This is a genomic window from Ovoidimarina sediminis (genome assembly GCF_032586175.1).
Classification (GTDB): Bacteria; Pseudomonadota; Alphaproteobacteria; order Rhodobacterales; family Rhodobacteraceae; genus Ovoidimarina; species Ovoidimarina sediminis.
Map to the genome: position 1 here is coordinate 27,000 of NZ_JAWHTE010000006.1, position 13,576 is coordinate 40,575.

13 protein-coding genes and 1 tRNA gene are annotated in these 13,576 nt (G+C 62.2%); 6 read left to right on the top strand and 8 right to left on the bottom strand.

Annotated elements, in window-relative coordinates:
- Positions 1 to 11: 11 nt before the first annotated feature.
- Positions 12 to 1,181 carry an alpha-hydroxy acid oxidase gene (locus RXV90_RS09005; RefSeq protein WP_316648265.1) on the bottom strand — a complete coding sequence of 390 codons (1,170 nt, stop codon included), beginning with the start codon at positions 1,179 to 1,181 and terminating at the stop codon, positions 12 to 14.
- A gap of 167 nt (positions 1,182 to 1,348) precedes the next feature.
- Here RXV90_RS09005 and RXV90_RS09010 point away from each other — a divergent pair, with 167 nt between their 5' ends.
- Entirely contained in the window at positions 1,349 to 1,663 is a 315-nt protein-coding gene (locus tag RXV90_RS09010; protein ID WP_316648266.1) for a TraR/DksA family transcriptional regulator, read from the top strand.
- 4 nt (positions 1,664 to 1,667) lie between these two features.
- On the opposite strand, the gene trpA is transcribed toward RXV90_RS09010, so the two are convergent.
- Entirely contained in the window at positions 1,668 to 2,459 is a 792-nt protein-coding gene (gene trpA, locus RXV90_RS09015) for a tryptophan synthase subunit alpha (RefSeq protein WP_316648269.1), read from the bottom strand.
- 101 nt (positions 2,460 to 2,560) lie between these two features.
- On the opposite strand from trpA, the gene RXV90_RS09020 reads away from it, so the two are divergent.
- Positions 2,561 to 2,779: a hypothetical protein gene (locus RXV90_RS09020; protein ID WP_316648270.1), complete on the top strand. Its 219-nt coding sequence runs from the start codon at positions 2,561 to 2,563 to the stop codon at positions 2,777 to 2,779.
- On the opposite strand, the gene RXV90_RS09025 is transcribed toward RXV90_RS09020, so the two are convergent.
- Entirely contained in the window at positions 2,776 to 3,000 is a 225-nt protein-coding gene (locus RXV90_RS09025; protein ID WP_316648271.1) for a VOC family protein, read from the bottom strand. The two genes, RXV90_RS09020 and RXV90_RS09025, sit on opposite strands and share 4 nt — an antisense overlap.
- Before the next feature lie 109 nt (positions 3,001 to 3,109).
- On the opposite strand from RXV90_RS09025, the gene ychF reads away from it, so the two are divergent.
- Positions 3,110 to 4,207, top strand: a complete 1,098-nt coding sequence (gene ychF, locus RXV90_RS09030; RefSeq protein ID WP_316648272.1) for a redox-regulated ATPase YchF — start codon at positions 3,110 to 3,112, stop codon at positions 4,205 to 4,207.
- Positions 4,208 to 4,217: 10 nt separating this feature from the next.
- Here ychF and RXV90_RS09035 read toward each other — a convergent pair whose 3' ends face one another.
- Both RXV90_RS09035 and RXV90_RS09040 read right to left on the bottom strand, forming a co-directional pair.
- The gene (locus tag RXV90_RS09035) at positions 4,218 to 4,346 is read right to left on the bottom strand and encodes a hypothetical protein (RefSeq protein ID WP_316648273.1); all 129 of its coding nucleotides are present in this window, start codon (positions 4,344 to 4,346) and stop codon (positions 4,218 to 4,220) included.
- Positions 4,343 to 4,879: a glutathione S-transferase family protein gene (locus tag RXV90_RS09040; RefSeq protein WP_316648274.1), complete on the bottom strand. Its 537-nt coding sequence runs from the start codon at positions 4,877 to 4,879 to the stop codon at positions 4,343 to 4,345. Before RXV90_RS09040 ends, RXV90_RS09035 begins: the two co-directional genes overlap by 4 nt.
- Before the next feature lie 95 nt (positions 4,880 to 4,974).
- Between RXV90_RS09040 and RXV90_RS09045 the strand changes: the two genes are divergently transcribed.
- On the top strand, positions 4,975 to 5,403 hold the full coding sequence (locus RXV90_RS09045) for a MarR family winged helix-turn-helix transcriptional regulator (protein ID WP_316648275.1): 429 nt from the start codon (positions 4,975 to 4,977) through the stop codon (positions 5,401 to 5,403).
- Positions 5,404 to 5,495: 92 nt separating this feature from the next.
- Positions 5,496 to 7,619, top strand: coding sequence for a hypothetical protein (locus RXV90_RS09050; RefSeq protein ID WP_316648276.1), 2,124 nt, complete (start codon positions 5,496 to 5,498; stop codon positions 7,617 to 7,619).
- A gap of 203 nt (positions 7,620 to 7,822) precedes the next feature.
- Here RXV90_RS09050 and RXV90_RS09055 read toward each other — a convergent pair whose 3' ends face one another.
- On the bottom strand, positions 7,823 to 9,208 hold the full coding sequence (locus RXV90_RS09055) for a DUF262 domain-containing protein (protein WP_316648482.1): 1,386 nt from the start codon (positions 9,206 to 9,208) through the stop codon (positions 7,823 to 7,825).
- 646 nt (positions 9,209 to 9,854) lie between these two features.
- Here RXV90_RS09055 and RXV90_RS09060 point away from each other — a divergent pair.
- Positions 9,855 to 9,944, top strand: a tRNA-Ser gene (locus RXV90_RS09060).
- A 359-nt stretch (positions 9,945 to 10,303) separates the two neighbouring features.
- Here the strand turns inward: RXV90_RS09060 and RXV90_RS09065 are convergent.
- Together RXV90_RS09065 and RXV90_RS09070 are read right to left on the bottom strand one after the other, a co-directional pair.
- Positions 10,304 to 11,602, bottom strand: coding sequence for an AfsR/SARP family transcriptional regulator (locus RXV90_RS09065; RefSeq protein ID WP_316648278.1), 1,299 nt, complete (start codon positions 11,600 to 11,602; stop codon positions 10,304 to 10,306).
- A 3-nt stretch (positions 11,603 to 11,605) separates the two neighbouring features.
- Positions 11,606 to 13,531, bottom strand: coding sequence for a hypothetical protein (locus RXV90_RS09070; protein ID WP_316648279.1), 1,926 nt, complete (start codon positions 13,529 to 13,531; stop codon positions 11,606 to 11,608).
- Positions 13,532 to 13,576: the final 45 nt, after the last annotated feature.

Below are 13,576 nucleotides of genomic sequence, written 5' to 3' on the forward strand. Positions count from 1 at the left end.
GCGCCGTGCCGTCAGCGGTTCGCCCAGCGCCCTTCGAAATCCTCCGGGATCATAAGGATATCGCGATCCACATCGGTGATATCCGTCCGCCCGCACAGCGCCATCGACGTGTCGAGTTCCTTATGGATGACCTCAAGCGCCTTCGTCACGCCCGCCTGCCCCATGGCGCCCAGACCATAGATATAGGCGCGGCCGATATACGTGCCCTTCGCCCCCATCGCCATCGCCTTCAGCACGTCCTGACCAGAGCGGATGCCGGAATCGAAATGCACCTCGATCTTGTCTCCCACCGCGTCGACGATGGGCCCGAGGACGCGGATCGCCGACAGGGCGCCGTCAAGCTGCCGTCCGCCATGGTTCGACACGATGATCGCATCGGCGCCGACGTCCAGCGCCTTCTTCGCGTCCTCCACGTCAAGGATGCCCTTCAGGATCACCGGGCCGTCCCACATCCTGCGCAGTTCCTTTACCCGCTCCCAGTTCAGCGCGGGGTCGAACGCCTCTGCCGTCCAGGTCGACAGCGACCGGGGATCCGACACGCTGTCCACATGCCCGATGATGTTTCCGAAACTCCGCCGGTGGGTCTGCAGCATGTTCAGCCCCCAGCCCCATTTCGTCGCCATGTTCGCCACCGATTTCACGGTCAGCTTCGGCGGGGCCGACAGCCCGTTCTTGATATCCTTGTGCCGCTGGCCCAGCACCTGAAGGTCCAGCGTGATGACGATCGCAGAACATTTCGCGTCCTTCGCCCGCGCCATCAGGCGGCGCATGAAATCGTCATCTTTCAAGGTGTAGACCTGAAACCAGAACGGGGCCGAGGTGTTCGACGCCACATCCTCGATCGAACAGACCGACATGGTCGACAGTGTGAAGGGCACCCCGAACTTCTCCGCCGCCTTCGCGGCCAGGATCTCGCCATCGGCATGCTGCATGCCGGTGATCCCCACCGGCGCCAGCGCCACGGGCATCGACACGTCATGCCCGATCATCTGCGTCTTCGTCGTGCGCCCGGTCATGTCGACGGCCACCCGCTGGCGCAGGCGGATCTTGTCGAAATCGGTGGTGTTCTCGCGGAAGGTCTGTTCCGTCCAGCTCCCCGATTCCGCGTAATCGTAGAACATCTTCGGCACCCGGCGCTTGTAGATCCGCTTCAGGTCCGCGATTTCGGCGATAACGGGCATCGTGCTGGTCCTTCTTCCTAGCTGCATCGGGCCTAGCAACACCGCAATTCCGGCGCAATGCGGCGATTGGCGCTTGCGCGCAGGGCGCTCCCGCCACCTGATCCAAATCAATGCCCCCCCCCCCGGAGCCGCGCAAGAATGGATCACTCAATCGGCGGGAGGGCCTGATGTTGGACGCAAACCATTACGAAACCATACTGCGCGCCCGGCTGGCGGAGCTGAACGACAGGCTTCACGAGGTGGAGGATGCGCTCGACGAACGCCCGAGCCCCGATGCCGAGGAACGCGCGACCGAACGCGAATCCGATGAGATGCTGGAAAGCCTGGGCACCGCGGGCCTCGCCGAGATCCGCATGATCGAAGCCGCACTGAAGCGGATCGAGGACGGCACATTCGGCATCTGCGTGAACTGCGGCGACGAGATTTCGCCGGAACGGCTCGACGCCGTGCCGCACGCGCCCCGCTGCCGCAACTGCGCCTGAAACGTCAGGCGCGGTGCGCGCCGTCCGACAGGGTTTTCACGAAGGCCAGCACATCGGCGGCGCTGTCGCCCCGCCCGATCCGCTCGACGATGGCCGATCCCACCACCGCCCCGTCCGAGACCGAGGCGATGCGCTCCGCCGCCTCCGGCGTCTTGATGCCGAAGCCCACGACCACCGGCAGGTCGGTCGAGGCCTTGATCCGCGCCACCTCGGGGCCCACGTCGCCCGCCACGGCATCCGCCGCCCCGGTGATCCCGGTGATCGACACGTAATAGACGAAGCCGGATGTATTCTGCAGCACCGTGGGCAGCCGCTTTTCATCCGTCGTGGGCGTCGCCAGCCGGATGAAGTTCAGCCCGGCGGCCTGCGCCGGAATGCACAGCTCCTCGTCCTCCTCGGGCGGCAGGTCGACGATGATCAGCCCGTCTACCCCGGCCTCCGTCGCATCCTTCAGAAACCGGTCCACCCCCCGCGAATAGATCGGGTTGTAATAGCCCATCAGCACGATCGGCGTGTCGCCATCGTCCTTGCGGAACGCCCGCACCATGTCGAGCGTGCGCTGCAGCGTCTGCCCGGCTTCAAGCGCTCTCTGCCCGGCCAGCTGGATCGTCGGGCCATCGGCCATCGGATCGGTGAAGGGCAGGCCCAGCTCGATCACGTCCACCCCCGCCTCCGGCAGCCCGCGCATCACCTGAAGCGAGGTGTCCCGGTCGGGATCGCCCGCCATCATATAGGCCACGAAGGCCTTGCGCCCGGCCTGGCGCAGCTCTGCAAATTTCCTGTCGATCCGGCTCATCGCTCCGCCCCCTTCGCGGTTCGCCTTCCCTGTCGCCCAAGGGCGCGCCGGATGCAAGGGGTGGGCTTGGCGCGGGGCGCCAAAGCTCCCATGTTAACGCGATGAACTATATCCTCGCCCTCCTCCTGCCGCCGCTCTCGATCCTGCTGACCGGACGGCCGATTCTCGCGATCATCGTCTTCATCATCTGGATCCCGGCGCTGATCTTCTCGGGCGGGCTCACCCACCCGATGTTCATCGTCCTCGCCTGGATCCTGATCTTCCAGGCTCGCGAGGACCGGCGCGAACGCCGCATCATGCGCGACCGGGACGAGTACTAACCCTCGACAGGCTCGGTGCTCGACACCATCCAGTGCACGCCGAACCGGTCGGTCAGCGTACCGAAGCCGGGCGACCGGAACGTGGGCTTGTACGCCATCCGCACCTGCCCGCCATCGGCGAGCGTGTCGAACACCTCGCGCCGAAAATCCCGGCATAGGTCTCCATCGCCTCGCGGCAGGTGCCCTGAAAGCTCAGGTAGGGGGTCGGTCTCATCTCGCACTCCTCCGGTCTTACCGGCCGAGTGTGCCACAGCCCGCGCCCATCCCCCAACGCGCCTTGCACCCCGCCAACCTCCGCCCTAAGTAGCGCGGCGCCAGAGGAGAATGTTCATGGGCTTCAAAACCGGGATCGTCGGGCTGCCGAATGTCGGCAAATCAACGCTCTTCAACGCGCTCACGCGCACCGCGGCCGCGCAGGCCGCGAACTTCCCCTTCTGCACGATCGAACCCAACGTGGGCGAGGTCTCGGTCCCGGACGCCAGGCTCGATCGGCTCGCCGAGATCGCGAAATCGAAACAGGTGATCCCCGCGCGGATGACCTTCGTGGATATCGCGGGTCTCGTGAAAGGCGCGTCGAAGGGCGAAGGGCTCGGCAACCAGTTTCTCGCCAACATCCGCGAATGCGACGCCATCGCCCATGTCCTGCGCTGCTTCGAAGACGGCGACGTCACCCATGTGGAAGGCCGGGTCGATCCCATCGCCGATGCCGAGACGATCGAAACCGAACTGATGCTCGCCGATCTCGAATCGATCGAAAAGCGGCTCCAGAACATCGTCCGCAAGGTGCGCGGCGGCGACAAGGAGGCGGTGCTGCAGGAACGCCTCCTCAAGGCCGCCCAGGCCGCGCTGGAAGAGGGCCGCCCCGCCCGCACGGTCGAGGTCTCGGACGAAGACCGCAAGGCCTGGCTCGGCCTTCAGCTTCTGACGCAGAAACCCGTCCTCTACGTCTGCAACGTCGATGAAAGCGAGGCCGCCACCGGCAACGCCCATAGCGCCCGCGTGGCCGAAATGGCCGCGGCCCAAGGCGCGGCCTCGGTGGTGATCTCGGCCAAGATCGAGGAGGAGATCAGCCAGCTCGATCCCGACGAGGCCGCCATGTTCCTCGAGGAGCTGGGGCTCGACGAGGCGGGGCTCGATCGCATGATCCGCGCGGGCTACGCGCTTCTGCACCTCCAGACCTATTTCACCGCAGGCCCGAAAGAGGCCCGCGCCTGGACGATCCCAACGGGCACGAAAGCCCCCCAGGCCGCCGGCGTCATCCACGGCGATTTCGAACGCGGCTTCATCCGCGCCGAAACCATCGCCTATGACGACTACGTGGCCCTGGGCGGCGAACAGGCGGCGAAGGACGCAGGCAAGATGCGCGCCGAAGGCAAATCCTACGTCGTGAAGGACGGCGACGTCCTGCACTTCCTGTTCAACACCTGATCCCGGCCCCTCACGCCATCCGGCGCGAGATCTCGGTTTTCCGCCCGATCAGGAACGCCGCCAGCAGATCGGGGTAATCCCGCGTCACCGCCCCGCGCACGCTCTCCCGCTTGGCCAGCGCGCGCCGCCACGCCGTCACCCGCCGAAATAGGGCCGGCGCCCTGCCTGCGACAGCTCCGCCTCGACCCGCTCGAAGGCCGCCCTCAGCCCCTGCCATTCCCGCTCGAACACCTCTGCGTCTCGTGCGCCGTAAAGCCGCGCGATCCCGTTCAGGATCGACGACGCCACCTCCACCCAGCCACGGTGCCCCGCCCGCGCCAGCGGATCGACGGGGTGCATCGGATGAGAAAACACATCCTCCAGAAACTCCGCGATCACGGCGGATTCGAACACCACATGGGCATCGCCCGTACCCGTCTCGACTTTCAGAAGCGGCGTTTTCCCGAGCGGCGACAGCTCCAGAAACCACCGGGGCTTATGCGCAAGGTCGATATAGATCCGCTCGTAAGGCAACCCCTTTTCCGCCAGCACGATCGCCACCCGCTGCACATAGGGGCAGAGCTTGTGACTGACGAGCGTCAGCCGCGGCACCCCGCCCTGCCCGGCCAGCTGGATAGGGCCGCCGGGCCGGGCCGCAGGCGCACCGGCTTGGGGAAAAACTGTCTCTGCCATCTTGGCCTCCATGAATATGCAGATGCATGAATATAAATGCACATGCACGTAATGTCAATCTTGATGCAACTGCATCAATTTGCTACGCCGGGGCCATGACAGACACGCCCCTCACCGACAGCCACGTGAAGGCCTGGGCCCGTGCCCTCCGCCTGACCGAGGACGTCCGCCAGGACATCGAGACCGCGCTCAAATCCGCCGGCCTTCCCCCGCTCCTCTGGTACGATCTCCTGCTCGAGCTCGACCGCGCCGGCCCAAACGGGCTCCGCCCGTTCCAGCTCCAGTCCGAAATGCTGATCCGGCAATACAACCTCTCCCGCCTGCTCTCCCGTGTGGTGAAAGCCGGCTATGCCACGCGTGAGGAATGCGACAGCGACGGGCGCGGCCAGATCGTCCGCATCACCGACGCGGGCCGCACGGTGAAAGACGCGATGTGGCCCATCTATCGGGCCGCGCTCGAAAAATCCTTCGCCGCCCGGCTCAGCGAGGCAGACGCGGCACGGCTCCTCCGCCTCCTCTCCTGACGGCCCGAAAATCCGGCGATCGCCACATTTCCGCCCCATTTCCCGGTAAACCCTTCGGCACTTTTCAACCCTAGGGATATCGGAGACGCGGGATGGCAAGAGGCGGCAAGGGCAGCGGAAACGGCGAGATCAAGGGCAACAAGCGCGACAATCACCTGATCGGCACCGAAAACGACGATGTGATCCTCGGCCTCGACGGCAACGACATCCTCGAAGGCCTGGGCGGCAGCGACACCCTCGACGGCGGCACCGGCGACGACACGCTTCTCGGCGGCGCCGGGCTCGACACCCTCCTCGGCGGCGACGGCGCGGACACCCTCGACGGCGGCGCCGACGATGACAGCCTCGACGGCGGCCTCGGCAACGACACCCTCCTCGGCGGCATCGGGCTCGATATCCTGCTCGGCGGCGACGGCGCCGATATCCTCGACGGCGGCGCCGATGACGATGTGCTCGACGGCGGGCTCGGCGACGACCGCCTCACGGGCGGCGCTGGCTCCGACCAGATCGACGGCGGCGCGGGGCTCGACACCGTCACATTCGACGGCCCCCGCGACGACTACACCGTCACCCAGATCGATGCGGTCACCGTGCAGATCACCGCCCCCGACGGCAGCACCGACACCATCACCAATGTCGAAAGCTTCGCCTTAACCGACATGACCCAAAGCTTCGCCGAGGTCATCGTGCCCCGCGACCCGAACCTCTCCGCCGGGCCGGTCACGGCCCAGGGCGGCACCACGGTGATCGAGGGCGAACCGATTTCCTTCGACTGGTCCGTGGGCTCCGACGGCGTGATCGACGCCGCCCCCTCCACCACCCAGCTGGTGATCGCCACCGCCCCCGACATGGGAAGCGTAGTCGAAATCTTCGGCCTGCAGAACACCGGCACCCTCGCCACCGGCAGCACGGGCAGCTTCTCGGGTACCCTCGACACCACGGGTCTCGCGCCCGGCACCTATTACGTGGCAGCGGTGGCCGATGCGGGCGGTGACCTCGCCGAAAGCGATGAGACCGACAACCTCTCGGGCTGGACGCAGATCACCATCGATCCCCAGATCACCGATTTCGCGATGGAAAGCGTCGAGGTCCTGCCAACCTCCTACACCAGCCTCAACCCCGATCCGGCCATTGGCCTCTACGGGGCAACGATCGACGTCCGCCACGTGATTTCGAACGACGGCAACACCGGGCCCACCAGCTTCGGCGTCACCACCTTCTTCTCGCGCGATGCGGTGCTTTCGGAAGACGATTTGCAGATGGGCTCCGAATACATCTCGGTCGGCCTCGGCGAAACGGGCGAACTCTTCACCCAGTACGACCTCGGCGAATACTTCCCCAGCGGCAACTGGTACGTGATCTCCGTCGTCTACCCGGACACCCCCTATTCCGGGCCGTTCGACGACGAAAGCGACAACCTCGCCGTCACCGCCACCCCCGTCACGCTGACCGGCGGATGGGTCTACGGCACCGATGGCGACGACATCTTCCAGGGCCAGTTCGACTACGCGATCTATGACGGCGGCCTCGGCAACGATACGCTTCTAGCGGTCACGACCCAGGATAACTTCCGGGGCGGCGAGGGCACCGACACGGCCGACTACTCCGGCTTCGAAACCGGCGTCGGCATCTTCAACGAAGATTACGGATTCGAACCGCAGCTTGTCGTCGAGATCTACGATCCCTACGGCTACCCCGATCCCTACACCCAGCGCGGCCTGCTGGAGGACGTGGAGCGCATCATCGGCACCGATTACGACGACGCCTTCTTCATCACCACGAACACCGTCACCTACATCGACGCAGGCGCGGGCAACGACCTGATCCTTGCGTCCTTCGACGATGACGAGGTGCTGGGCGGCGACGGCAACGACCAGATCGCCGGGCTCTTCGGCGACGATATCCTCTCCGGCGGCGCGGGCGCGGACGAATTCTACTTCGACCGCGACGATGACGGGCTGGGCGGCACCACGGGCCACGGCAACGACGTGATCCTCGATTTCAACCCGCTCGAGGACGTGATGCTGATCGAATACGACGCCTGGCTGGGCCCCCTCGATCCGCTCTCGCTCGTGCAGACCGTCGATGGTGGGCTCCTCGTTCAGGTCGCTGACGACAGCTCCGTCTTCCTCGCGGGCCTCGCCGAGGGCGATCTGAACAGCATGAACCTCTTCGCCATCGAAGAGGACGTCGTCGGCGTCATGAGCTACGTCTGACCGAAAGCCCGGCCCCGGCGCGGCATTTCACCTTGCCGCGCCCGCCCGCCTTCGCTACACCCGCCGGCGGAGACGTGGCCGAGTGGTCGAAGGTGCTCCCCTGCTAAGGATGGGCATTATCATATTTTATTCATTACTTTCAAGGAGTTGCAGGGCAGGTTGTCCAAAATGCACGGATTTAGCACGCCTTTTAGTCCTTTAGATCAGCCAAACTTCTTCATGAGCTTTTTCAACTCATCGGCCAATTCAGACAAGAGATTGGCTTGAGCCAGCTTAAGCGAAGTGGGGTCGGAACTCTCTGGAGACCCGCCACCAGCGTATTTTCGAAACGTTGCGGCCAAGTCCTTCTTCTTCTTTGCGACTTTGTTCGCCTTTCCATGATCTGTGTCGTGTCGGATTTGGGTCCTTAGTGCGGTTACATCCATAAAGGGCACCGGAACATCGTCTTCGAGCCTCTGGCCAACGCTTTCCCGAAAAACGAAATAGAGATCGTCGATCAAGGATTTATATTCGTCCAATGAACTGATGGGCTTTCCGATCCGCGAGAGCGCAGATGCAGTTTTATTCGTCGCTTTGAAAAGGTCCTTTCCCTCTGAGCCCGAGTACAACTCATTTGTCGTCGCGATACTATTACTAATCTCCTTGGCTAAATTCACGATCTCTGAGTCCATATCCTGAGATAATTCAGTCGAGTTGCTTAAGACGCTGAATAGCTGAGGATACTTTCGGAATAGTCGAGAGAGAAGGATCGTTTGCCTTGTCCTCGCGCCCCCGCGGACATTGGCATTGACCGTGCGTTGAAACTTAAGCATTGCCACGTCAGTAGCATCTTGACCAAGCTCCACTTGCGCGCCCAGGTGACTGAAGAAATCATCAAAAAATGCGCGGAGCTCCTTCTCCGAACCGTCCTTTAATCCGGCATTATTAAGGTGACAGATAAGTTTAAGGGTCGATTGTACCAGTGTTCGATTTCTTAGCGGGCTATAGTCTTTCCCGAAAATCTTTCTCGACATATCCAGCGCTGCCTTGATCCGCTTGGCAGCGGCTGAGTTCGAGGAAAAGTTCGAATTTTCTTCGAATATCTTTTTGATATCATCACACCGAACGCCGGAATCGAGGCCTTCAATCTCGATAGCGGCGATTTTGGTCAGGATATCGAAGTGACCGTATCGTTTGCTTGAGACGGTAGTTGTCTCGGTAAAGAAGCTATGCTCGGCCTGCTTTCTGCAAAAATTGCGAAGCTTGCTGACAACGGCGTTGAGACGCTCACTGCTGGTCAGCGGCAGACCGACTTGCAGTCTCTGGAAGAACTCGCGGGACTCTTCGTCCGACGCGTCAGAAATTTCGTCGTACTCAATTTCATAATCGTCAAAGGCGTCGGCGAAAGTGTCCGGCAAATCATGGTATTTTGACGCTCCGCCAACCAGGTTAGCGGTTTCGGTTGATAGCGTAAGCTGACCGTCCATGAACTCCCAGATCGCCGACAAACGTTGCTGACCATCGAGGACCTCGAACTCGGCGGGATTGTCGGACGTCTTCAAGAAATAGAACTTGGGAAGCTTCCACCCACGCAAGATGGTATCGATCAGTGCCTGCTACTTAGGCGTGCCCCATACCTCCTCTCGTTGCCAGTCAGGGATCTCATACCGGTCACGCCGTTTGTAGATCTTATCCAGCGCTCTCGTGCGGGCTAGCATCTCCATCGTATCTACACCTTGCTCTATGGCGGCCTTGGCGACCTCGGATGTCCTGTCTTGATCAAGGTGCTATCGGAACTTGTTTGGTTCGTCTGCGCAACCCGCTCTCGCCTCGCTCTTGAACCATATTTGGGCCGGTACGGTTTCTGTGCGCTGGACATGCAGCGAGTAGGCAAGGCTGAGGACGCTCCCTTGATATGGGAGCTGCCATTCAAAAAAAACATTTAGTTATAGATACTTAAGATCGGCGAGCAGGCGCGAGTACGCGTTTTTGCACCGACATAGTGAGACAAACTTAAGGCACAAAATGTGGTTGCGACGCCATTTTGAGACAAACTGCAAATTGTTCTTGAAGTATCAGTTGGTTAGCTCCGATTGTCTTGCACCGATTTTGCACCACTTTGCGTTCTGCGCTGGCCATAATCTGAGACACATCGAAACATAATGAGATAAGCAAAAAATATCGTGATCTCAGTTGGATAGCCCAACCGATACTTTTTCCCTTGTTTCTCCGAGTCTTAGTGGTAAACCCGCCAGCGGAGACGTGGCCGAGTGGTCGAAGGCGCTCCCCTGCTAAGGGAGTAGGCGGGAAACCGTCTCGAGGGTTCGAATCCCTTCGTCTCCGCCACACAAAATGAAGAACCGCTGTTTTGGCTGGAACATGCGGTCCTCTGATCAAGTGGTCCCCGCATTTGTTCCCACGGAACAGGCAGATACGGCGAAAATCATATCCCGCCCTTCCTCCAGAAATCAGCAAGAAGCAAACGTCTGGGTCTCTCGCAGCCAACGGCCGTTTTGCGCCCGCATTGCCCGGAATCGACGGCCGCAGATGACTGGTTACGCTGGCATAGCAGGCGTCTGACCGATACCGTCAGACGGCCGCGTTAAGCCCCGAGCGCACGATCCTTTTTCAGCAACACCGTCCGAATGCGTTCCATAAGAGGGCACGGCGGTCCTGCATATGTGTTCCGCAAGACGCCCGCAATGCTAGGTTTGTCCCGGAAGATGCGTGGCGATCGCATTGCGCAGTTCCACGGCGTCAGCCGACGTTGCATCGATCCTGAGACTGACAAGAACGGTTCGCGTTCCCCGCTCGTGAACCGTGATGGTCGAGCGCACCCCGGCGGTGGAGCAGCTTATGGAGTGCTCAACGATGAATACACCGACATTCGAGCGGACAAACGGGCTGCGCAGCCGGCCGATGAGGATGGTACCGTCCTCGATCCTTTCCAGTGCCTCGAGCAGCGTGGCCTCGTGTCGGTTGACCTGCTCCGCCGAGTCGCATGGCGGGTACTCCGAAACGGCCTGACGTATCAGAAACACCGGCCCCGGCGCAGGCTTCGGCGAGACGGCGAACACGACAAGCGCAACTGCGATGGCGATTGCCGTCGTGATCCAGGCGATCTGACGCGAACGCAGGCCTGTTTTCGGACCGGCAAGGGTGGCGTGATCCATCGCCGGGAACGGATGGTCAGGGTTTGGCTGTGCCTCCCGCAGTGCAACCCGATTGCGCCGGACCTGCGCTATTTCTGCGGCATCCATCAGGCTGTCCCGCAGCGAGGCGACGTCGGCGGAGACATCGGCATCAAGCACCCCCCGCACATGGGTCGCGTGGCCCTGAAAGACCTGGTTCACATGGTCTGGTTTGCCCAAACCGGCCCAGAACCGCATGCCGAGTTCCACCGTGGTCTCGTCGCCGGGATCAAGTGACGTCGCCGCGCCGAATGCCTGGCCGAACACCCGCTCGTTTCTGCCTTCAGTCGCGTCGCGCAAGATACTGTGGAGGAGCACAAGGCAATGGCTGCGCGCAGCCGCGCGCCGCTCCGACAGATAGCTGTCGAAAACGTCTGAAATCTCCGGAAACTGCGGAAGCAGATCGCCCTTGTAGAGCTCCGTGGTACGGAGCCTTGTCTGCATGTCATCCGTTTCGCCGCGGGACAGAAGGCGTAGCAGGTCGACATCGGCGGGGTCGATATCAAGCAACAGGGTCTCGGCAGATCCCGCAATCCGCATCTCCGGCCGATCCGCAAGACTGCGCCTGAGGTTCAGGATTGTCATGCGCAGCCGCTTTCGGGCGGTGGCCTGGTCGGTATCCGACCACAGAAGATCGGCCAGCCAGTCACGGGAAAGCTCGCGACCGGCATCAAGCGCCAGCGCGACGAAGAGGGCACGCTGCATCTTGCCGTTTATCCGGGTCTGGGCTGCCGGTCCCGTAAAGGTCAGATCGCGGCCCGTCAGCAGTTGGATCGCGGGGTCGCCCTGATCTGGGGTGTCCTGATCCGTCACCGCCTAAAGCCCGGCCTTTGACAGAAGCTCGAATTCGATGCTCTGCGCATCGGAAGATGACATTGCCGGATGCAGCACCCATTCAGAGGACGAGAATGAGGGCTCGATCTGGCGCACCAGCCTGGCGATCCGCCTTGCATCATCAATCCTGTCGGTGGCGGCATAGGCCGCTGCAAGTTCCACCAGCTGAACGATTGCATTCCCGTTTGCCTTCAGGTTGCGCTCCAGCAACTCGATGGCGGCGTCGTGCGATCCGGAGAGGCGCAGCGCGCGGCCCTTGATCCAGTTGTAGAAATCCGGATGCCCCGGGCTGAGTTCCATCGCACGTTCGATCGCGTCAAGCGCGCGCTCCGGCTCTCCGGCAAACGTGTAGGAATGCGCGAGCACCGCCCAGACATCGGCCGATCCGGGCAGGAGGCGCGTTGCTTCCAGCCCGGAGTCAATGGCCTGCTCCCAGTTGTTTTCCAAAAGCAGCATCAGACCTTCGATCGCACGGCTCATCCCGTCTTCAGGACGCCTTCTGAGGATGACGTCGATGTGGTTGCGGGCTTCGCGCAAATCCGCTTCGGGGGTTCGGGAACTCCCGAACCTGACATTAAGCAAGTCATGCCACGCCAACCCCCGGCGCGCGCTGATGTAATCCGGGTCGATGTCGAGGGCGCGCCGATAGCTTGCATAGGCTTCGTCGAGGTTCTTCGGATCGAGCTTGATGAGGTTCCGCACCCCGTTTGCGGCAAGAAGCCACGCTTCAAGGCTCTCGGTATCGTCGAGATACTGGATGCGGTTGCGCTCCGCAGAACTGAGATCGATGTTCAGGCCTCTCAGAATGCGGAGGGTGATTTCATCCTGAAGCCTGAAAGCTTCCGTGACATCACTGTCAAACCTGTCCTGCCAGACATCCGCATCCAGTTCCGCATCATAGCACCTGACGAAGACGCGCACGATGTTGCCGTCCCATTCCAGGGCGCCGCTGATGAGGTACCGGACACCAAGATCACCCGCCAGATCGCGGGCGTCCCTCGTCAAAGCGCCGTCGCTGCTTGGTGGCACCGTTACGACAAAAAGCTCGCGGGCGGTTATGGCGTAAAGGGCATAGGTCACGCCGATCGTGACGCCTCCCGCGAGGTTCTGCTCCTTTTCCACCGCGTTCACCGAGGTGAATGGCCGGACGGCTATCCTTGGGCTCGACTGGGCGGAATGCAGGAATGCGTCTCTCAGAAGCACGCGAAAGTCGGGTGAAAAGGCAAAAGCTGCAAGAAAAATGCCGGCACCGGTCGCCAGCCCCGCGGCACCGGCAATGATCCAGTAGAACGGGCCACGGCCCCGGGGGCCTGACGAAAGAACCGGATCAGGATGCCCCCCTCGCGCCGAACCGGTCCCGGTGGATCCCGCAATCTCCGCCCGGCGCAGGCGCAGTCTCTCTTCGGTGCGTGGCTTGAGCGGTCCGAGGCTGCCGTCGAGCGCCCGGCCCAGAAGTGCCGCCACGCGCAGGTCCAGGGCGCCCCTCCACTCCCGCAGGCGATCATCGAATGTCGCCGATCGTGCATCCAGCCGGTTCAGAAGCGGGCCCCGGCAAAGCTCGAGTATCTCCTCGGCACTTGACGGGGCGCCACTTTCGATCTCGGCCAGTCGCGCCAGGTCGCTATCCAGCCCCGTCATGTCAAAGGTCAGGATATCTCCGCTGGCGCCCAGACGATAAGCCTGGGCATCACCAAGGGCCTGGCGGATCGTCAGAAGCGCCTGACGCAGATTGTGCCGGGCGCGCGATTGCTCGACATCCGGCCACAGCACTTCGGCTATCTCCTGCCGTGTGACCTCCGCGCCCGATACGATAAGATACGCAAGCAAGGCCTTGGGCTTGTTTCCAAGGCTTGCCGCGATGTCTTCCGAGGCGACCGGCCAGTTAGGCTCGCCAATGACACGCCACATGTTTCTTCTTCTGTCCCTCATCCGCCCTCCCGGTTTCAGTCGTGC